This window comes from Flagellimonas lutimaris (assembly GCF_003581615.1).
Taxonomy (GTDB): domain Bacteria; phylum Bacteroidota; class Bacteroidia; order Flavobacteriales; family Flavobacteriaceae; genus Flagellimonas; species Flagellimonas lutimaris.
In genome coordinates this window covers 126,271-147,647 of sequence record NZ_QXFH01000071.1, presented here as the reverse complement: position 1 = coordinate 147,647, position 21,377 = coordinate 126,271, and the positions used below count along the sequence as shown (strand labels likewise).

Here is a 21,377-nt window from a genome sequence, read left to right as displayed (position 1 = left end):
AAATAAACGATTCCAATAGAAGATGATCAAATACATCGATTATATTCCTTCTTGGGTTTATATAGATGTAGTTTATCCTCATAAAAACAAGTTAGCAACAATTAAACGAGAAAATGAAAAAATTTCATTTTACATTACTTATCGCTTTTTTATTAATGGCATGTTCGAAAGATAATAATGCTAATGAAATTACAGAAAAGGGAGAAGAGGAAATAGTAAACCTTGCACCGAATAATTTTGATTTAGAAATTCTTAATATATCAGATGCTGGAGCAATAATTAATTGGACTGAGGCCGAAGACCCCGAAGGCGATACCGTTACATACAGTATATACTTAAACCAATCCCTAATTGTTGAAAATATTACAGAACGCACATACCAGTTTATTGAACTTGAAGAGCTAACTAACTACTCTGGGAAAATAATTGCCAAAGATGTCTACAATAACGAAACAGAATCCAATTTCTCTTTTCAAACAGAGAAATATTATTTGAAATATTTGAAAACTTATGAATTTGGTGACACAAACTACGGTACAGGGTATGCTTCAGGTACTCCTTACTCAATGTTGAAGACATTTGATAAAAATTATATAATAGCAGGAAAATCTGTTAGACCTAACGGAGATGGATTGCACTTTTTTGTTTTAAAAATTGATTATGATGGTAATCAGATTTGGAAAAGATTCTATGATTATGAACTTGGTGATGATTGGAATTTCAAAATAATTCAAACAAATGACAATGGATTTGTATTAGTTGGCGGACCTTTTGTGGTAAAGCTTAGCATTGATGGTGATGTCCTATGGGACAAAAGAATTGATACCTATCTTGATTTGAGTTATAGCTTTTTGAGTACAATTGGTCAATTAAAATCAGTTGTTGAAGATATTAATGGGAACATATACATAGTTGGTGGAAGAGTCTCTGAAAATCCAAATATTAAGGAACAAGGAGTTTTGACAAAACTAAATTCTTTTGGTTCTATTTTATGGGAAAAGACGTATGAGCCTTCGAGGCGAAATTATTTTAATGATATAATTCTAGATAACACGGGAAATCTCTTAGTCCTTGGTTCAACCGAAACTAATAACGCTACTTCGACCCAAGATGAACAAATTGATTTTTGGATTTTGAACGTAAATCATGAAGGTGATATTATTTGGAAAAATACATATGGAGATGGCGGATATGATTTCCCAAGTCAAATAATCCTTAAACAAAATGGCAATTATGTATTTGCTGGTTACAGTTGGGGAGCATATGATATAAGTTCTGGTAGGATTTTTGAAATCGATACCGAAGGAAATGAAATTTGGAAAAATACAAATGAACTATCTTCAACATTTTCAATAACTGAAACACAAGATAATGGACTTATAACCACTGGCCATGTCGACTTTGGAAATTACGGTGCATTAGGAATATTCAAATTTGACTCTTCTGGCAACAAAGAATGGAATCAGGGCTTTCAAGAGCCTTTTACCTATTTGAGAGGCTGGTCAATTATATCTGAAGAAGATGGGGGCTACAGAATAGCCGGTAATCTCAACAAGATTTACTATTATGGCGAAGAAAAACCATTATTATTAATCTATAAAACTGACCCTTTTGGCAATTATAAGTAAAAACTATTGCCAACAAAGGACTGAGATAAATCAAAGTTCAAGTAATCGATGAACCTAATTGTGTAAGTAAGGCATTAAAAAACAAAAGATGAACGAATCATTGAACATTCAAAAAAATCTAATCATTTTTGGTATACCGATATTGATTGTCGGAATATTGGTACTCATTGCAAAATCATCATTTTTTGAGGTCCACCCGAACCGTCTTTCAATCGGAATCACAATCGACTTATTATTGACCGTTCCTGTCATTTATTTAATGTTGATTAGAAAAACGAGTATTCCCAAAACAACGGTTGTGCCTATCATCATTGTTGGAATGCTAATTTGCTCAATTATACTCCCGGAAGAAAATCAATTCTATCTTGAACTTTTTAAGACCTGGATACTTCCAATCGTTGAACTTTCTATAGTATCCTATATTATCCACAATGTAAGCAAAGCGGTTAAGCAGTATAAGTCAAACAAAAATGAATCGGCTGATTTTTTTACGACCCTGAAAACTACTTGCTATGAGATGCTGCCAAAAATAGCGGTCATCCCCTTTGTGACTGAAATTTCAGTTTTTTATTATGGCTTTGTCTATTGGAAGAAGAGGGAATTAGATGAAAATGAATTTTCCTATCACAAAGAGAGTGGAACAATAACCTTGCTCATTGCAATAATTTTCATCGTCGCAATAGAGACTTTCGTGTTACACACCCTTCTAACGAAATGGAGTAATGTTGCGGCCTGGATTTTGACCTCGGTTAGCGTTTATTCCGGAGTTCAGCTTTTGGGGTTCTTAAAGTCAATGTACAAAAGACCGATATTAATTAAAAACGGCAAGTTGTTCCTTAGATATGGTATTATGAACGAAACCATAATAAGCATTGATAACATTAACTCTATAGAACTTTCGTCCAAGGATATTGAATTGAACAAGGAAACCCGAAAACTATCATTTTTGGGAGAATTGGAAAGCCATAATATCATTATTCGTTTGAAAGAAGAAAATATACTGACCGGACTTTATGGAACAAAGTGCAAATACAGGAATTTAGTATTACACGTAGACAAGAATGCTGAGTTTAAGGATTTATTGGAAACGCCTTACAATAAAGAACTGAGATAAATCAAAGTTCAAATAAACGATAACCATGAGACAATTAAATATGTTATGAAATTAATCCCTTCCGTAGACATTGAACTATTAACTTCATTTTCAAAGGAAGAAGTTGAAAGTATCCTAATGAATAATATCGGACCAAAAAGAGGAATTGAACTCAGATTTTCAAAAGCAAAGATTGAAAAGCCATTTGAGGGATATTTTGCAAATGGACAATTTGAGATGCAAAGGGCCATCAACTATAAAAATTCATTTCTTCCACAAATTAAAGGAACCGTGAGTGAAAGTATGAGCGGAACAACAGTTATGGCCAAGCTTCAACTGCATGGCTTCGTGGTAGCCTTTATGGTTGTTTGGCTAGGTGGGGTTTCGTTGGCTTTGTTAGGTTCTATTTATGCAATAATATCACATGAGGCAAATCCTGCCGTGACAATAATCCCGCTAATAATGCTCGCTTTTGGAATTGCATTGGTTTATTTTGGCTTTAATTCCGAGAAAGAAAAATCCATCAATGAATTAAAGAGAATATTGAAAGCACGTATTAAAGAATTTTAAAGTTCAATAAAACGATTCTATAGGAAAAATGAACAAGGACATAAAAACTGTTATTGATAAACTTTGGAACAACATAGGACTGATTTTAGCCGTTGTAATCGCATTTACAATTTTTACAATGTCAGCACCGAATTTGGATACAGCAGGGCTTGGAGGACTCGCGAATCTGTTCTTTCCAGCAGTTTTTGGAGGTATAACTATATTGGTTTATTTGATTTCAAGAATTTTTATCCGAAAATGGAACTGGGTAATAAGCATTATTGGGATTGTTTATATAGGCTATATATCGGTAATGCTGTTTTTTGACAAATTATAAATGAGTAAGATTTTAAAGTTCAAATAAACGATAGCTGACTAACCTATTAGCGAGGAGTAAATTCTCACTATAAATTTTAAAAAGTACCGTACATATCATAAGTGGTGCAAAAAAGTATTATATTGCATCACAAACATGGGTTTATGGAAACAGTTAGAAAGTCAATCACTTTTACAAATCAACAAGATGGTTGGATAAAGCTTAGGGTTCAATCAGGTGACTTTACCAATGATAGTGAATATATAAGGGATTTGGTAAGAAAGGACCAGGAAGAGAACATGAAACTCGCGGAGCTTAAGGCCGCAATTGATGATGGATTGCAAAGTGGCAGAAGTAATCTCAAAATAAGTGACATTATCGCAAAAGTTGATAATGGGGAATTATAATTTATCTACCAGGGCTCAATATGACTTAGTTGGCATTTATAAATACGGTATAAAGTTTTTTGGTCCTGAACAGGCCTCCAAGTATTTATTGAATTTGGAAAGTTTTTTAGAGGAACTCGCCGAACGCCCAGAATTGGCCAAAGACGCATCGGCCATTTCCGGCCCTTTAAAATACTACAGCTATAAAGCTCATGTCATTTTCTACCAATTTGATAGTGTTAACGAAATTTTTATTGTTCGGGTGTTGGGCAAACGCATGAATTTTGTTGAGCATCTTTAAAGTTCATAAAAACGATGAATACAGCCATTCGAAAGAAAATTATTGAAGTTTGTGAAAGTAAAATTTCATCAAAAGGTGAAAATGTTGGCCTGTCATTTTATGCATTTTTCAAAAATAAGAATGACAATCCAGAGCTTTTAATGGAAGTGGCAAAATGGTGGATTATGGAAAACAGACTGAACCATTTTGAGAAGGCAGTAAAAATTAAGGAAATGGTAAAGTTCAAATAAACGATGCCCCACATGTCCTAATTTTCCAACATTTCATAATTATCACAAATGTCCTTTTTAAACAAACTCCTTAGGCCTTCTTCTTTTCCCTTTTATAAAAAACAGGGGAGTGAAAAATATGCTTAGCTTTTGAAGTTGATGGTGGTCTATTTGCCAAACGATGGGAATAGTGGGGCAACAGGGGTATCTGCTACTGCCCATATCATTTACAGTTTTTAACAGGCCAACTGGGTTATTGGTATTTCTCCGCTCTTTTCAACAATTTCTCCAACCCGGGTTCATTCGGGTCGTGGGGTAAACCCGGATGGATGCACATGGCCGGGCATTTCTCTGCTGCAGCAACGATCTTTGCGTAGGTGTCGCCTTTTGGATTGTGCACGTGGGCTTGTTTATTACTATTGTATTTAAAAACATTGGGTACCGCGTTGATACAATCGTTGCAAGAAGTACATTCATCACTTTCCACCCAGGTCACTTTACTCACCAATACTTCTTCTTTAAGTGTTTCCTTCGGAGCCGGCACTGTTTCAACGGATTCCTGATCCGCTTCCAATGATCCGCTAACAGGCCCCGGAGCGGTTGAATTGATCGCAAGGCTAGCCAAATCGGTTTTTCCCTCCATGAGTGCAAAGAGTATATTGTGGATGGCTTTTTCAATGTCAGCGGATCTTTGGGTTTCAAACTCTTCGGATAACCGCGCTTCCAGTTCTTTTAGTTCTACTTCTTTGGCCTGTGTCCACTCAGCTTTGGACCTCGACAACTTGTTTTCAAAATGCTGGCTCTTGACACCTCCGAGTTCCTGTAAAAAACGCCAATAGTCCAGCCTACTTCTTATCCGTTGAAGCCAGGATGCAGGAATGGCCGCCCTATGCAGTTTGTAGTCTTCATCCACTACCCGAATGATGGGTATCTTTCCTATCTGGGACTCCGGATCGGCTGAAAGATAGTCTACTACAGATACCAGACTTTCCTTTTGATACCAGTCGGGAATAATCTCAAGGGCTTGCAAATTGCGCGTTTCCATAGCAAGATAATCCGCTGAGCTCAGACTAATCTGTTCCGTATGCTTTCCACGTGGAATCTTGATTTCCAGAACTTGATTTGGATATAATAGATCGCATTGCGGATTGTCCTCCAAATTGAAATGGCTTCCAAAATCCATCCCGGCCTCGATATCGTAAGTCAGGCGTGGAAATTGCCGGCTTTCGATCGCCCTATGGATCCTGATGGGACAACCGGGGCCATATTCCGATCCGGCATCCGGCAGCAATACGTTCCAGAGTACCGGTGCGGTGGCGTTCAGCCCATCACGCAAGGCATTTTCAAAAGCGTAGGGGTCTTCAATACTTCCCTGGTACACATAGGCATTTCTGCGAAAGATGGCCAGTGATGCAATCTCCAGTGAGCTTTCTTCCAACTCAGAAGCTACAGGCAAATTGATGTCGTTCAATGTGTTGATGGCGAAAACCTTAACAAAGGCACCGTCTGACAAAAGGGAAAGAAAATCCTTTGGCTGGTCGGCAATATTGCGGCTCTCGTCAATGACAATAACGGGGGGGAAATATTTGACATCCCCGTCATTCAGATAGGACTGGGCGAATCCTGCAAAATAGGCATCGTGCAAAGATTCATCGTAGGTCTGTCCTATCTCAAGCTCCGCCAAACGCATCGCCCGGATCAGTGCTACAAAGTTCGACAATTCCTTTTTTAAATAGGTATTGGCATGCGATATGGCGTCAGATTCCACAACTTCCATAGTTGCCTGACCAAACACCTCATTGAGGTCGTAGCTTTCCAGTAGTTTTTTTGTAATAAAGATCTTAGTGGGATTCTCCGTATAAGATTTCACAGCGTTGGAAAGTACTTTTATGCTATCCCGAATTCCCTCGAGTCTCGCCTTTGGCAGATTTGAACTAACCTTACGAGGTGCGACATCCTGTACTTCGTCCAAAGACAAAAGATCCCTGGCAAACTCAAAATGCGTACTGTCCTTTTCCCGGCCCTTATCCTGAAGGTCGACAATTTCACTCAATCCGGATAGTTTCCGTTGGATATCAACAATGAACTCTGAAAAAGTTGCAATTCGCGCTTTCAAATGAATATGGAGCAGATGAAAAGGAGTCCGTGCACCAAAACCCATGATGGGCCCTTTGTAGGATAAGAGTTTTTGTTTTATTGGATCTAATTGTTTTTGAAAATCCTTGGGTGTGTCGTCGCCCAGAGCATTGCCCAATATTTCCATCAATTCATGTACCTGGAATCCATAATTAAGTTCCGGTTCAGCCACTTGCAGTTTCCCTTGAAGTGACAAGAGGATGGAAGGGAGTTTCTCGATCAAGACACTACTGATATCCGCAGCACAATGATTTGAGATCAATACTTCGAGTCGCTCATGAAGGCTGCAGAGATTGCTTTTTTCCCAATCGAACAGTACCGGATAGTGCATGGCAGGTACTATGCCCCGCAAGCACGGGGCGGACAAAATCGGCGCCACGCTAATATTTTGGCAAAAGTCTGTTTTTACACCCTGTACAAAGTACTTGTGCAATTGATCGCGATAGCTTTTCAATTCCTCATTCTGAGGTGCGGGTTCTTGCTCTCTAGTAAGCACGACGTTCCTATCGGCATAACAGTCGAGGATCTGATCCGCATATGAATTATTTATTTCGTTCATTACACTGAATTACTAGTACTATATTGATCCAATAGGGATTCCAGATTCTGTTTTTTTTCCTCAACGCCCATTCCAATATTGTGAGCTCCATATTCATCATAGCGGGCGTTGTCGGTATTTTGATATAGCAAACCGATCGGGATGCCATTATTGATCTCTGCGTGTTCCCTAGCCTTGTGAATATTGGAAGGATCGTGTTCGATCACTCGACCAAAGGCTTGCCTGGCCTTAGGTTTCAGATTGATCCCATTTTCGTGTGAGAGCAGGATAAGGTTTTTCGGGTTGACAGCAATATCACCATAGAGATCGCGCATAAACGCAGGGCACCGTTGAACGATGCGTACAAAGGCGAGGCCGGGATGCTCGGCCGCTTTTCGTATGGTCGCATAGAGGTGAGCAGAATTCCAATCCACGGTCTGCGCCACGAAGGAGACATTGGCCAATCCCAAGGTAGTTTGTATCGGGTTGATCGGAGGAAGGACGGAACCCCTAGGGTGCGTATTGGAATGGGTGCCTAACGGGCTGGTGGGAGAAGTTTGTTTTTTGGTCAAACCATAAATGCCATTATCAAAGAGCAATGCCACCATTTTCATATTGTACCGAATGGCATGTACCCAGTGTGCTGCACCAATTGAGCAACAATCCCCATCTCCGGTTACAACAAAAACGTTGAGGTCGGGTCGTCTGAATTTCACGCCACTGGCTACCGGGAATGCTCTTCCATGAAGGCCGTGAAACCCATAGGTTCCCATATAATGTGGAAATCGACCACTGCATCCGATACCGGAGACCACCACCGTTTTTTCAGGTTCATATTGCATGTCCTTACAGACGCGCTGTACCGTGGTGAGTATGGAGTGGCCTCCACAACCCGGACACCAGCGGGCTACGCCTTTACCATAATCCTCCATGCCATAATCATGGTCAAGGGAGGGGACAGAACATAATTCATGAGTTTGTACAAGCATAGCATTTCAAGTTTTTATACTTTGACTTCGGAGTTTTCAATTTTCAATTCGCGCTTGATCATTTTCAATACCTTTTCAGGGTTCAGGGGTTGCCCATAGACATTGCTGAAACAATCAATATCCATGTGTGTTTGTGCCCTAAGGAGCCACGCCAACTGGGCATAACGGCGATTCTCCTGATTGACCATTGGGTGGCCCAGGGTATCGCTATAATTGATCTCAACGGTGATGACTTTTTTGAATCTTTTGAAGATATCTACCAACCCCGGAACGATGGGAAAGAGAAATCGCAAGTGCAGGCTGCTTACCTTTAGTCCTTCGGCACGGGCATCGGCTACGGCTTCCTCTATGGCACCAAGTGTAGATCCCCAACCAACCAGCAGAATATCACCTTCCGGGTCACCGTTGATCTTTGGTGATTTTAGGCTTTTCTGGAAAGAGGCGATCTTTCGGCTTCGGCTTTCGACGCTGGCCTGATTAATCTCCGGGTCGTATGCCACCTTTCCCGTCTGTCCATGGGCCAGTCCCGTTACGGTATACATACCGCCTTTCTGCCCCGGAATCGGTCTTTTGCTGGTTCCTGTTTTTTCATCCCATCCAAATGGCCAGGCCCCATCCTTCCATGGGCTCTGATCGATGGGATTGGTCAGCCACAAGGGGTCGATTTTTGGACGCGGGAAGGGTTGTACCCCTGTTGCCAGGTTCGCATCACTCAATAATATGACGGGCGTGCGGAATGATTCGGCAAGCTTGCGTGCCAAAACAACAAAGTGAAAGCACTCTTCGATAGTTGCGGCTGCAAGCACAATTTTTGGGGCATCCCCTGCCTCCCCGTAAATCGCTGCCAACAAGTCGCTCTGTTCAACCTTCGTCGGCAATCCGGTAGAGGGGCCCCCTCGCTGAACATCAATTATCACGAGCGGGATTTCTGCCATGACGGCCAAGCCGATAAACTCGGTCTTGAGTGCCAATCCCGGTCCCGAGGTAACCGTTACTGCTGGTTTCCCTGCGAAAGAAGCACCGATCGCAAATCCGATAGCAGAAATCTCATCTTCTGCCTGATGCACGATACCCCCGACCCTTTCAAAATATTCGGCCAGGTGATGGGATACGGATGTCGCAGGCGTTATCGGATACATCGAACACAGTTCAATACCCGATGCCATGACACCCAAACTGAGGGCTTCATTTCCGTTCATGACCACCATATCATCATCCACATCCATCGGCGTCACCTCGTAATGAAAGGGAAGATTTTCTCTGGCCCAATCATATCCCGCTTGCAACAACTTGATATTCAAATCTATTACCTCATCGGTTTTCTTTTTAAAGATTTTTCGGATCTGATTCTCGGCCTTAGGGATGTCACGATCGTACATATAGCAGAGCAGGCCCAGGATCCACATGTTTTTACCTTTGCGGGGATCGGGCATTAGTTTCAGACATTCCTCTTCCATGGAGATCTCGATCACCTGAATGCCCAATTCCTTAAATTTCAATAATGCTTCCGAGTACTGCTGTCTAACGGATTCCTGTTCGCTTTTGGCCCATTTATTCTCGATAAACATCAGGGTATTCTCATTATAGGCATCTTGGCGGATCCGACCGTACAGCACCTGCTCATTGAGGGCGATCACCAAGTCAGCGTGATTTCCCATATTGGTCACTTTATCGGAACCGATACGCACCCGGATTCCGGAAGCGCCTTCTCGGGAGCGTGCGGGTGGTTGTATTTCTGCCGGAATGATCTCAACGGTCCAAACACCATTTCCCATTTTCGCGGAGATTGCCCCGAAGCTCTGTCCACATTTTTGGGCTCCCTCGCCTGAATCGCTTACGATTTCAACAATCGCTTGTTTGATTTTCCTGGGTTTAATCCGGTCGCCCTCGTTCAAGATATCACCACTGTCAATGTAATCCATATTCTCTTGGCCTTTTGATTAAAAGCAGCTTTAAAGTAGCAAAAGCCAGATTTACATTAAATGATATATATCAACTTTTAAAATTATGTGCCTAAAGAATTCCTCGACGCTCTGGGTAGGAGTAGTTCATTAACTTTAGGAATGACCTTAGTTCGGTCATCCCGACATAATGAGGTAACATGCTTTCCTTTTTTAATATGTATGTGCCACCTGGACTTACAACATTTGACTGGACATTGAGAAAAGAACATGTTGACTGTTTGAATTAACTTTGAAAACATGTCAAAACCAAAAAAGTCCGAAACTTGGTATAATGGCTATCGACGATTTCAAATTGGACTTTATGAAGATCTTACCGAATATTGTGTGTGGGAAACTCAAAATGACCGAACAATTCTTAAGAGTATTAAAGTTTTTCAATGACGGTCCTAATTCAAAATGATTGGATTCACCAAATCAAAGTTCAAATAAACGATTTCTTTTTCCGTCCAGATTCCGGTAGGTTCGAAATGGCTCCGATTACAACCTTTTTTTGATTCCATTGTAACATTTTTGGGTTTGTATAGTCTACATTGCAAACACAAAAAAATGAAAAGATTATAAAGTAAATGAGAATACTCCGTTTTAATCTCTTTGGATTTCTGCTTATCGGCCAAATTTCCATGGCAAAGAATATCAAATCCGATTTTGTGGTGACAACCATCACAGAAAATGTATATAGCATCATCTCGCCATCCATAGGATTGCCCACCCCCAAAAACAAGGGATGGAATTCCAATGTTCATTTTGTTGTTACCGAAACGGGCGTACTCCTTTTTGATACCGGTTCATCTGAAACAATAGGCAACAACATCAAAAAAGCCATTAAAACGGTTACGGACCTTCCTGTCCGTTGGGTGGTCAATTCGCACAGTCATGCAGATCATTGGTTGGGCAATGCGGCATTTACCAATACCGTGGTTGAAATTATTGCTAGTGAACAGTCGGTTTCTACAATGAAAAAATATGGTCAAGATGATGTTGAGTTTTATGCCAAAGTGACCCATGGTGCAATCGGAACCACGCAGCTTAAGTATCCCAATATTTTATTGGTTCAACGACAAAAACGTAATTTCGGAGGGATGGACGTTGAATTTATTTTCAGCAATAGTGCTCATTCACCCGGAGATATTTTAATGTGGTTGCCCGAACAAAAAATTATATTCGGGGGAGACGTTCTGAGTTCAGATTGGATGCCGATGATCACGGATCACGGTAATGTTCCAAATATGATTGATACGCTTCATAAAATTGCAGAGCTAGGTCCTGATATTGTCTTAACGGGACACGGTAAAGCAACGACCGTAAAAGCAATAATGAGGGATGCGGAATTGTTATCGACTGTTTGGAAGCGGGTTCATACGGACCATAAAAATGGTATGAAATTCAATGAAACCCTATTGCGTGTCAAGGCTAATCTTGCGCCAAAATACAAATCCCTTTATCAAGATTTTGATAATGAAATTGAACGGCATGTCAAACTGATGTATAGTTTGCAGCAATAAAGACCTTCAGAAAAAACAAAGAGCAAAACAGTGGTCCATACCGATTTTAAAAAATCAACAAAATGAATAAAAACATCATTGTATTACTTTTTATATGCATGGGCATTGGGCAGATCAAGTCTCAGGATACCGAATCCATCATGTTGGGAACAAAACATATGCTCCACTCCAATATTTTGGATGAAGACAGAGGGTATTGGATCAGCCTGCCGGACTCTTACAATGATGAACAATCATCCCACAAGCGCTATCCAGTACTTATGGTTCTCGATGGGAACGTACATTTTAAAAGTATAGCTGGGGTGGTAAATTATCTCAGTTCCAATGCATACCGAAGTTGGAAAATTCCGGAAATGATTGTGGTGGGTGTTCAGAATGTAGATCGCAGAAGGGACTATACCCCTGATAAAGTCATTACTGTAAGAAAGAACAATTCGGGGGGAGGGGAAAATTTTTTGAGATTTTTGGAAGATGAACTGATTCCCGAATTGGACAGCCAGTATAGAAGCGATCCATACCGAATTCTTTTTGGACATTCTTTAAGTGCTTTATTGACCACCCATGCCTATATGAAGGAAAAATCCCTTTTTAGTGCTTTTATTGCAGTGGATCCCAGTTTTGGCACTTGGGATGTAGAAACCCTGGACAAAAAATTGGAAGCAGTTACCGACCAATCCTTTAAAAGATTTCTTTATTTGGCCACAGCAAATTGGGGAAAGAGGAATATTAGAAACCGTGATCGTCATGTGAGATTATATGAAGGGTTGAACAGCATATGTAAAGGTGATTTTCCGGCCAAAATGGAATATTTCGAAAATGAAAACCATGCTTCTGTGCCCCCAATCGCTTTTTACAATGGCATCTCCACTCTATTTGATGGTTATGGTATTTCTTATCGTGATGTGAAAAGCAAGGAACAGTTGATTCAGCACTTTCAATCGATTTCACACCGACTTTCGTGGGATTTTAGACCGCCGGAACAGCTTGTCAACCGAATAGGATATGGATTGCTTCGAAGCAGGAATAAAAGTGAAATGTCGAAGGCCTTGGCATTCTTTATCCTGAATACGGAGAATTTCCCTAATTCATACAATGCTTTTGATAGTCTGGGCGAAGCCTATGAAGCGCTTGGAGATAAGAAAAAGGCCATAGACAACTACTCAAAATCCCTTGAACTGAATCCAAAGAACGAACATGTCAAGATGAAATTATCAGAACTGGAAAAAAGGGAATAAAACAGTGTTGCTAAAAGATTTCGATATAGTTTTTAAAAAATATAGCAAGTCATGTCGAATAAGTGGGGAGGAAATCATGTAGGTGGTATTGAAGTGCAATGAGCAAAAGCGATAAGACATCAAAATTAAAATCAATCCATGGAGAAACATAAAAAATTTATCCAAATGGCGATTGAAACCGCCCGTAAATCAAAAAGAAAAGGTAATCTGCCTTTTGGCTGTATTCTGGTCACTGGGAATGGTCGAGTACTCTTGAAAGGTGAAAACACCATTGCCACTGATAAGGATTGTTTGGCCCATGCCGAAATTAATTTGATCAGGGAAGCAAGCAAAAAATATGATCATTCCTTTTTGAACAATTGTACCATCTATACCAGTGATGAGCCATGTCCCATGTGCACATCGGCCATTTACTGGAGCGGCATTGGTAAAATTGTCTATGGATTGAGCAAAGAAACCTATTATCAAATTGTAGGTAGAAATGACCCCAATTGGGTTTTTGAAATTCCCATTAGGGATGTGTTGGCAAAAGGAGGAAGAAAGGTAGAGGTCCTTGGGCCGTTTTTAGAGAAAGAGGCTTCCAGGCTTCATAAAATGTAACGGAAATCAGATACGGTAACAAAAATATTAACCCTTTTATCCAAAAAAAAAGGTTACCGAATAGGTAACTTTTGACCATATGGATATGCTTTCTGTTACCAGGATAATAAAATTTGGAGACAATTTTTATTAATTAAATTTAAATCACCGTTTTTATTTAACTTTCACCTTAATATAACTTCATTAATCATAAAGAGTTTACTTTTTCCATTGTTGTCTATACCAAATTATTTGCTTAAATTGAATCATTATTAATAATATTGGTTCAATATGGGGGTAATTAGAAAATCTATCACTTTTACGGAACAACAAGATGCCTTTGTCAAAAGTTTGATCGAGCAAGGGTTCTACACGAACGACAGTGAATATATCAGGGACATAATTCGAAAGGATCAAGAGCGTAGAAAACGTATCGTTGATTTGAACGAAGCGTTGATCGAAGGAATTGAAAGCGGTCCGACCGATGCTACTATCGATAGTATTTGGGAAGAAGCTATAAACGAGCACAATGCCGGAAAATAAATTTGTCATTAGTGCAAAGGCAAAGGCAGATTTGAAGGCCATTGCCAAATACACAATAAAAAAGTTCGGTGAGGGGCAATCTTTAAAATATGCCCAGGGACTCAAAACTATTATAACTGATTTGGGCGACAACCCTGAACTCGGAAAGAGATATGTGGCAGTAAAGGACAAAATGTTGCTACGCTATAGGTACAAGGCACATGTCATATTCTATTTTGTGGAAAATGAGAAAATATTCATTGTAAGAGTTTTGGGCGGTCGGATGGATTTTCCAAAACACCTTAAGTAAAGTTCAAATAAACGATTCTTCTTACTCATTCAAAATGTGGTTTCATTCATTTAGACTTTCTTCAAATTAAACCATAGACTTTTTTCATGAGGTTGCTTTTAATGCTTGCCAATATCCGGCATGGTCAAAAAGCTCCAGCCCATCAGTACAAAAGACCGAGAAGGATCAACCGTAGCGTCCGACACCCTATTTGGAGACTAAATCCAAATCATGCATCCACAGGTTGATCTTTTTCTTTTACGATTTTTTCCTGAATGTTTCCTGGAACGGGCTCAAATGCCGAAAATGTAGCATGGAATGTGGCTTTACCTTGGGTAAGCGACCTTAGCTCGGTAGAATACCCGTAAAGTTCCGCTTCAGGGACGGTACATCGGAGAATCTGATACTGATCGGCACTTTCAATTCCCAAAATAACGGCCCGACGCGATTGCAGATCGGTCATGACCTGCCCAACAGTATCTTCCGGAACTTTTACGTTAAGGTTACGGATGGGTTCCAGAAGTTTGGGCCTTGCATTCAAAAAGGCGGACTTGAAAGCGTGGGCTCCAGCAATCTTGAAAGCAATGTCGTTGGAATCGACCGGGTGCATCTTGCCATCATAGACCATGACACGAACGTCACGGATATAGGATTCGGTCAAAGGACCGGATTCCATCACTTCCAAAATTCCCTTTTTTATCGAAGGCAAAAACCGCAGATCGATAACGCCGCCAACGATACAGTTATAAAAGACCAATTTACCGCCCCAGGGCAGTTCTACCTCTTCTTTGCCCCGTATACTAAAGCCCTCGGGCTCGGCCATATCCTGGTGCCAGGGTTCGATTTTCATATGTACCTGCGCAAACTGACCGGCCCCGCCCGATTGTTTCTTATGGCGATAGCTGGTCGTAACAGGTCGGGTTATGGTTTCGCGGTACGCAATACGGGGCCGTGAAAAATCAGCCTTGACTCCATACTCGTTTTCTAAGGACCATTTGATAACGGATAGTTGTAACTCGCCTTGACAAGCCAATATCTGCTGTTTTAATTCATGAGAATAGGAAACGACGACCGTGGGATCTTCAAGGTGTATCTTTTTAAGGGCCTCCATCATTTTTTCTTCATCGTGCTTCTCAACAGCAGCCACCGCCTTCCGGGTACGGGCCTCGGGATATTGAATGGGCTTGATGGTTACCGGATGCCCTTCGGCATGCAAAGTATCATTGGTTTTGGTATGTTTTAGTTTGAGCGAGGCGCCGATATCACCTGCGTTCAATTTTGAAACGGGCCGGCGCTCCTTGCCGTCCATGATAAACAATTGATTCAATGTCTCCGTTTCACCGTTCTGGACATTGACCAGCCTGTCGTTTGCCTTGAGTTCTCCGGATTTTACTTTAAAAAACGTAATCTGGCCCACATTTGGCAAAAATTCCGTCTTAAATACGAAAAGCACTGTAGGTTCCGTAGGCAATGGCTTAACCGCTTTACCCTCTACGCTCTGCTCCGGTTTCAAATCGGCCGCAGCCGGGGCTACATTATCAATAAAGCCCATAAGTCGGCCGCTGCCCATATCCTGAAGGGCCGAAACACAGAAAACAGGAAAAAGTTCATGATTGAGCATGCCTAGTTTAATGCCTTGTCGCAATTCTTCTTCGCTCAAAGTTCCCTTCTCCACAAAAAGTTCCAATAGGTCCATGTCGTTTTCAGCGGCCTTTTCTACTAATTCGTTGTGCAATTGGTTCGCCAGTTCTTTTTGGTTATCGGGGATGGGCAATTTTTCGGGTTTCCCACCGTCGGGACCAAATTTGTAAAGCTTCATTTTAAGTACGTCTACGATACACTGTGACCCATCGATGACCAAGGGATATTGAATTTTTACGGCATTGGATCCCACAAGGGAACGGATTCCTTTAAAACTATCGTCGAAATTCGCATTGGGGTGATCGATTTGATTGATGACAAAGATGGTGGGTTTGTTGTAGCGGGCAATATAGTTCCAAATGATCTCTGTGCCTATCTCCACTCCATACCGGGCATTGATGACGGTTACGATAGAATCGGCCACGCGAATGGAAGAAAGGATCTCGCCGATAAAATCGTCAAGTCCGGGGGTGTCGATAATGTTGATCTTGTAGTTTCGCCACTCGGTATGCAGTGGGGTGGCAAGGACCGAAGTCCCGCGTTCGTGTTCTATATCATGGTGATCTGATACGGTACTCTTGTTCTCTACCGTTCCGCGGCGTTTGATCAGGCCCGCCTCGAACAACATTGTTTCGGCGAGCGTGGTTTTACCGCTTCCATGGGCACCTACAAATACCACATTTTTGATATGCTTGTCATCGTAAACTTTCATGATTGTTATTTGTTTTTTCAGTTCGTATTGTTAAAAATAAAGCTACGGATTAACAAAAAACATGACTTTTATCCACGTGTATCAATAAAAAAAGAGTGTGGTCCTATCCTTTGATTGGATCCTGAAAGCGATATTATCTCAAAACATAGCCAACGGCCAGAAATAAACGGGACAAAGAGCATGAACGAAGATATGGCATGGGATGGACCGGACTTTGATTAAGGTGGTCCATGTCATCAGGTTTTTTTTAGTTAGGCAGGAAGAAAACCGCAAAATTATTCAAGGTGACTATAGTTTTATCGATAACCATGTTAATGGCAAACCCTGATTCGGAAAGGCAAAATTGTATTGAATTTTCGGGAAAGGATGCATCGTTCTTTATCCTCGTAAATCTTTCTTCCTGGGCTGCGAACAGCACTTTACCGTCAACAATAATAGCCGCTGCGGAATCGTGATAGTAAGCCGAAATACCAAGAATTTTCATACCCTTTGCTTATGTTTTTGGGCAATATGAACTTTAAAATAACAAGAAATAGTTGTAAATGCTTTCTTATTAGAGATACAATGATGTTTAAGCCTCCTATGAAAGCTTCACTGGCAACCATTGTTTTACATATGTACCGAGTCAGACCTGACCTATATTTTTAGTTTATGGGCCAATCCTAGCTCCACTCCTCTTATTTCCGCCAATCCTTTAAGTCTTCCTATTAAAGAATATCCAGGGTACTTTTCCGCACCTTCCAAAGAGTGCAGGAATCCATGATCGGGCCTCATTGGGAGTGCTGCTCCGTTCTTGTCCATCAACAAAAGTAGTTTCTCAATAATTTCTTCCATAGGATTGTCACCATAAAGGTGCTCGGATTCCCTAAAGCGTTTCCCATCTTCCCTTTTGACATTTCTTAAATGCAAAAAATGAATGCGGTCACCATGTGTATCTATAATTCGTGAAAGATTGTTATCGGGATGTGCACCCAAAGAACCTGTGCAGTAACACAGTCCATTCGCATTTACAGGAACTTCCGACAAAATTTGCGCTAAATCCTCTTCTGTGGATACCACCCTTGGCAAGCCCAAAACCGAAAAAGGAGGGTCGTCCGGGTGTATCGCCAACTTTATGCCCACTCTTTCAGCGACAGGAGCGACTTCGGAAAGAAAATGAACCAAATTGCTCCGCAGTGTTTGGTCATCAATTCCCTTGTAGGCATCCAGTAGCTCCAAAATCTTTTCTGGGGTAAAACTTTCATCGCTTCCAGGCAATCCCAACAATACATTCTTAAATAGTTGGTCCTTTTGATCTTTACTCAAAGTTTTTCCATATTCCGAAGCTTCTTCCACCTTATCTTTGGAATAATCGCTTTCCGCTCCGCGTCTTTTCAACAAAAAGACATCAAAAAATATAAAGGCTATCTCATCAAAAAGAAGCGCTTTGGTTCCGTCGGGGTTAACAAATGCGTGATCGGTGCGGACCCAATCCAAAATGGGCATAAAATTATATGCCACCACTTTTAGGCCACATTCGGCCAAATGCTCAAGGCTTTTTTTGTAATTGGAAATATATTGCTGGTAGTCCCCTCCTTGTCTTTTGATATCCTCGTGGACCGGTAAGCTTTCCACTACGGTCCACTCCATGCCCTCTTCAACAATCATGCGCTGTCTTTCCTGAATATCGTCCACACTCCAAACTTCCCCTACGGGAATTTGGTGCAGTGCGGTAACTACACCCGTTACCCCACATTGTCTGATATCACGAAGACGTATACCATCATGGGGGCCATACCAACGCATATTTTGCTGCATGGTGATCATCTGTCTCTCTCCCATATTTTAAAAACCAATGCTGTTCCCACCATCAATAGGCAAAACGGTCCCTGTCACGAACTTGGATTCATCTGAACACATAAAGTAAACGGCATCCGCAATATCTTCCGGCAGTCCCATTTTACCCATTGGTGTCCTGGAAAACACTTTATTTTTACGATCTGCATCGGAGTCCAATGCCTTCGCTGTCATTTTTGTTTTGATGAAACCTGGGGCTATACAATTCACCCTTATGCCAAACTGGGCAAGTTCCACGGCCATGGCACGTGTCATACCCTCAATGGCCGTTTTACTGGACGAGTATGCGATTACTTGAGGTAGACCGTATTGTGCGGCCATAGAACTGATATTGACTATACTTCCACCACCGGTTTCTTTCATTTTTTTAACCACTTCCCTACTGATGGCGAAAACGCTAAAGAGATTGGTATGCACTATTCGTTCAAATTCTTCATCGGTTACCTCTATGAATGGTTTTTTCATATTGATACCCGCATTGTTGACAAGTATATCAATATGTCCCTCATCATCGTATATTTTTTGAACGATTTGTGGAATCTCATCCAGTTTTGTCAAGTCAAAGATCAATGCGACTGCATTTGGTCCCATTTCCTCACAGGCCTTTTCGGTACGTTCCTTGGTGCGGCCTATCACATAGGTTTTGATGCCTTGGTCACAAAATTTCTTGGCAGTTGCATATCCAAGTCCAGAGTTACCTCCAGTTACTATGGCTGTTTTTTTATTCATTAGGTATTGTTAAAATTTAATCCCAGCGCGGGCGTATACCTGGCGCATAGGGGAATTTCAAAGATTTATAGTATTCCAAGGTATTCTCCGGAGTTTCCATTTCCTTCGGAAAATCCATTTTTGAAAATGTCTGAAAATATAGCATGCAAGCATCTCGCCACCATTTGGCTTCCTTGAGCTGTATATCCAACAACATGCTTACCTGATGGTGGGTGTCACTATCAACGTAAGATTTCATATTTTCCCAAATTGTGATCATCTCGCGTACTTGGTCCACTCCCTCTTGATATTTTATTCCAAGACCATCCCATAAGGTTCTTCCGCTTTTGAGCTTATAGTCCCAAGGCAAATGGTGGAACCACAGCAGATATTCCTCGGGGCAGGTATCTAGGTCGGCGTACATTTTTTCCAACTCTGGAGCGTATTGTGACAACGCATCGCTGCCTGTTTTTGTTCTATCAAAACCAATACCTTCCTCATCTGCTTTATGGTAATAAACAGGGTTCCATTCTGGACGTGATAGATTGCCCACCCAAGGACCTGGACCATAATGGTGACTGGTATCAAAAATATGGTGCAAGCCAAGCGGATTCATGTAATTGACTACCGCTTCCCTAGATTCCATCATCATTTTTTTGACGGGTTCCAAAAATTGTTTTTCATTGCCAAAAGTACAGCGCAACCATTCATCAGCTATCTCTTTGGAGTCCATGTAAGGATTCCATGCCAACCTTCCAAATCCGTACCAATCTGCCTGTCCGAACGGATGGCCTGTCCAATTGATATCTGTTCCAATATTGGCAACACCTGTCATTCCCGTTAGTTTTTTGTTGTTCAGGGAACCGTCCACCACCTTGGCGACCAGAGAACCTTTCCCTTTTTGATAGGTGTCGCTCTGCAGCACTTCCTCAAATAGTTTGGGGAGGTATACCAAATGTGTGGCAAAACCCAAGTACTCCTTTGTTATCTGAAACTCCATCATCAGCGGGGTATTGGGCATAGCCCCGAATAATGGATGAAACGGTTCTCTTGGCTGAAAGTCTATGGGACCATTTTTTACCTGAATCAATACATTGTCCCTATATTTTCCATCGTCCGGAACAAACTCAGTGTAAGCCTGCTTGGCCCTGTCTTCGGCATCGTGTTCGGAATAAACGAAAGCCCGCCACATGACCACTCCATTATAAGGTGCCACTGCATCAGCCAAAAGGTTGGCTCCATCTAAATGGGTTCGCCCGTAATTTTGAGGACCTGGCTGGCCTTCAGAGTTTGCTTTTACTAAAAATCCTCCAAAATCGGGTATACTTTTATAGATTTCCTTTGCCTTATCCTTCCACCACTGAATCACTTCGGGGTCAAGAGGATCTGCGGTACTCAGTCCACCTATTTCCATGGGAGCGGAAAATCTAGCCGTGAGGTATACCTTTATACCATATGGCCTGAAAACATCGGCCAAAGCTTTTACCTTTTCGAGGTATTGCGGAGTTATAATAAGGGCATTTGCATTGACGTTGGTCAAGGCCGTACCATTAATTCCTATTGATGCATTTGCCCGGGCATAATCAATATATCGCTGATCAATGTAATCGGGTAAGGTTTGCCAGTTCCATATAGAAAATCCAGCATAACCCCTTTCGATAGTTCTATCCAAATTGTCCCAATGGTTCAACATCCGTACATCGACCTTTGGAGACTCTTTTATATCAAGCCCGTCCAAAGATTCATGCATTTTCAGGGCACGAAGTAAATGAAAGGTACCATAAAGTAGCCCTAGATCGCTATTTGCGGTAACCAAAACATAGGATTGATTTCCCTGTTTTATCGATTTGATAATGTATCCTTCCTTTTTCAAAAGATCCATTTTGACCTCATTCTTAAAAACTTCCGGGAGGGTTCCAAACTTGGAAACAATCAATTGGTTTTCAGCCGTATCAAAAGCTTTAAAACTAACCGTTTCATCCAAAAGACCTCCAAGACCCATGGACAGCTCTTTACGAATAATGTCCAAGGTCTCCCCTCCATCTTCCAAATAAACACTTTCAAGGTTTTTTCGGTAATTTTCAAGTAGTTCAACATTGGAAATTATATGGTATTTGAGCCATAAATCGTACCCATTGGAAAAGGAAAACACGGTGGTGCTCAGAAGAATAGTAGAACAAAAAAGGAATAGCTTTATTACTTTAAGAATATGTCTCATCATTTTGGAAATGCACAAAAAAAAAT

General features: G+C 41.2%; 20 protein-coding genes. 12 read left to right on the top strand and 8 right to left on the bottom strand.

The window, feature by feature from the left end; genetic code table 11:
- Positions 1–113 precede the first annotated feature (113 nt).
- The 7 genes from D2V08_RS09740 to D2V08_RS09710 all read left to right on the top strand — a co-directional run bounded on the left by D2V08_RS09740 (position 114) and on the right by D2V08_RS09710 (position 4,503).
- Positions 114–1,628: a fibronectin type III domain-containing protein gene (locus D2V08_RS09740; protein ID WP_147374085.1), complete on the top strand. Its 1,515-nt coding sequence runs from the start codon at positions 114–116 to the stop codon at positions 1,626–1,628.
- Positions 1,629–1,716: 88 nt separating this feature from the next.
- Positions 1,717–2,742: a hypothetical protein gene (locus D2V08_RS09735; protein WP_119607929.1), complete on the top strand. Its 1,026-nt coding sequence runs from the start codon at positions 1,717–1,719 to the stop codon at positions 2,740–2,742.
- A gap of 45 nt (positions 2,743–2,787) precedes the next feature.
- A complete protein-coding gene (locus D2V08_RS09730) occupies positions 2,788–3,291 on the top strand; it encodes a hypothetical protein (protein ID WP_119607927.1) in 504 nt (167 codons plus the stop codon).
- A 28-nt stretch (positions 3,292–3,319) separates the two neighbouring features.
- On the top strand, positions 3,320–3,607 hold the full coding sequence (locus tag D2V08_RS09725) for a hypothetical protein (protein WP_119607925.1): 288 nt from the start codon (positions 3,320–3,322) through the stop codon (positions 3,605–3,607).
- Between the two features lie 143 nt (positions 3,608–3,750).
- Entirely contained in the window at positions 3,751–3,993 is a 243-nt protein-coding gene (locus D2V08_RS09720) for a type II toxin-antitoxin system ParD family antitoxin (protein WP_100818947.1), read from the top strand.
- Positions 3,980–4,273, top strand: coding sequence for a type II toxin-antitoxin system RelE/ParE family toxin (locus tag D2V08_RS09715; protein WP_100818064.1), 294 nt, complete (start codon positions 3,980–3,982; stop codon positions 4,271–4,273). The genes D2V08_RS09720 and D2V08_RS09715 overlap by 14 nt, the downstream gene beginning before the upstream one ends.
- Before the next feature lie 14 nt (positions 4,274–4,287).
- Positions 4,288–4,503 carry a DUF6500 family protein gene (locus D2V08_RS09710; protein WP_119607923.1) on the top strand — a complete coding sequence of 72 codons (216 nt, stop codon included), beginning with the start codon at positions 4,288–4,290 and terminating at the stop codon, positions 4,501–4,503.
- Between the two features lie 232 nt (positions 4,504–4,735).
- Here the strand turns inward: D2V08_RS09710 and D2V08_RS17570 are convergent, their stop codons facing one another.
- The 3 genes from D2V08_RS17570 to D2V08_RS09695 form a co-directional block, all read right to left on the bottom strand.
- Positions 4,736–7,177, bottom strand: a complete 2,442-nt coding sequence (locus D2V08_RS17570; RefSeq protein WP_119607921.1) for a ferredoxin — start codon at positions 7,175–7,177, stop codon at positions 4,736–4,738.
- Entirely contained in the window at positions 7,177–7,998 is an 822-nt protein-coding gene (locus D2V08_RS09700) for a thiamine pyrophosphate-dependent enzyme (protein ID WP_220473395.1), read from the bottom strand. The genes D2V08_RS17570 and D2V08_RS09700 overlap by 1 nt, the downstream gene beginning before the upstream one ends.
- Positions 7,999–8,159: 161 nt before the next feature.
- Positions 8,160–10,067, bottom strand: a complete 1,908-nt coding sequence (locus D2V08_RS09695; RefSeq protein ID WP_119607917.1) for a 2-oxoacid:acceptor oxidoreductase subunit alpha — start codon at positions 10,065–10,067, stop codon at positions 8,160–8,162.
- Positions 10,068–10,729: 662 nt separating this feature from the next.
- Here D2V08_RS09695 and D2V08_RS09690 point away from each other — a divergent pair.
- From D2V08_RS09690 to D2V08_RS09670, 5 genes are all read left to right on the top strand, one after another.
- Positions 10,730–11,611: an MBL fold metallo-hydrolase gene (locus D2V08_RS09690; protein ID WP_220473394.1), complete on the top strand. Its 882-nt coding sequence runs from the start codon at positions 10,730–10,732 to the stop codon at positions 11,609–11,611.
- Positions 11,612–11,673: 62 nt separating this feature from the next.
- Positions 11,674–12,846 (top strand): alpha/beta hydrolase-fold protein, encoded by a 1,173-nt coding sequence (locus tag D2V08_RS09685; RefSeq protein WP_119607913.1) that lies wholly within the window; start codon positions 11,674–11,676, stop codon positions 12,844–12,846.
- 138 nt (positions 12,847–12,984) lie between these two features.
- Positions 12,985–13,446 (top strand): nucleoside deaminase, encoded by a 462-nt coding sequence (locus tag D2V08_RS09680; protein ID WP_119607911.1) that lies wholly within the window; start codon positions 12,985–12,987, stop codon positions 13,444–13,446.
- A gap of 270 nt (positions 13,447–13,716) precedes the next feature.
- A complete protein-coding gene (locus tag D2V08_RS09675; RefSeq protein WP_119607909.1) occupies positions 13,717–13,968 on the top strand; it encodes a type II toxin-antitoxin system ParD family antitoxin in 252 nt (83 codons plus the stop codon).
- The gene (locus D2V08_RS09670) at positions 13,955–14,257 is read left to right on the top strand and encodes a type II toxin-antitoxin system RelE/ParE family toxin (RefSeq protein ID WP_119607907.1); all 303 of its coding nucleotides are present in this window, start codon (positions 13,955–13,957) and stop codon (positions 14,255–14,257) included. Before D2V08_RS09675 ends, D2V08_RS09670 begins: the two co-directional genes overlap by 14 nt.
- 208 nt (positions 14,258–14,465) lie before the next feature.
- On the opposite strand, the gene D2V08_RS09665 is transcribed toward D2V08_RS09670, so the two are convergent.
- From D2V08_RS09665 to D2V08_RS09645, 5 genes are all read right to left on the bottom strand, one after another.
- Positions 14,466–16,589: an elongation factor G gene (locus D2V08_RS09665; protein WP_119607905.1), complete on the bottom strand. Its 2,124-nt coding sequence runs from the start codon at positions 16,587–16,589 to the stop codon at positions 14,466–14,468.
- A gap of 247 nt (positions 16,590–16,836) precedes the next feature.
- Complete coding sequence (locus tag D2V08_RS09660) at positions 16,837–17,073, bottom strand: carbamoyltransferase N-terminal domain-containing protein (RefSeq protein WP_119607904.1); 237 nt, start codon at positions 17,071–17,073, stop codon at positions 16,837–16,839.
- A 152-nt stretch (positions 17,074–17,225) separates the two neighbouring features.
- Positions 17,226–18,386 carry a mannonate dehydratase gene (gene uxuA / locus D2V08_RS09655; RefSeq protein ID WP_220473398.1) on the bottom strand — a complete coding sequence of 387 codons (1,161 nt, stop codon included), beginning with the start codon at positions 18,384–18,386 and terminating at the stop codon, positions 17,226–17,228.
- Between the two features lie 27 nt (positions 18,387–18,413).
- On the bottom strand, positions 18,414–19,154 hold the full coding sequence (locus D2V08_RS09650; protein WP_119607900.1) for an SDR family NAD(P)-dependent oxidoreductase: 741 nt from the start codon (positions 19,152–19,154) through the stop codon (positions 18,414–18,416).
- 16 nt (positions 19,155–19,170) lie between these two features.
- Positions 19,171–21,351, bottom strand: a complete 2,181-nt coding sequence (locus tag D2V08_RS09645) for an alpha-glucuronidase family glycosyl hydrolase (protein ID WP_119607898.1) — start codon at positions 21,349–21,351, stop codon at positions 19,171–19,173.
- Positions 21,352–21,377 lie beyond the last annotated feature (26 nt).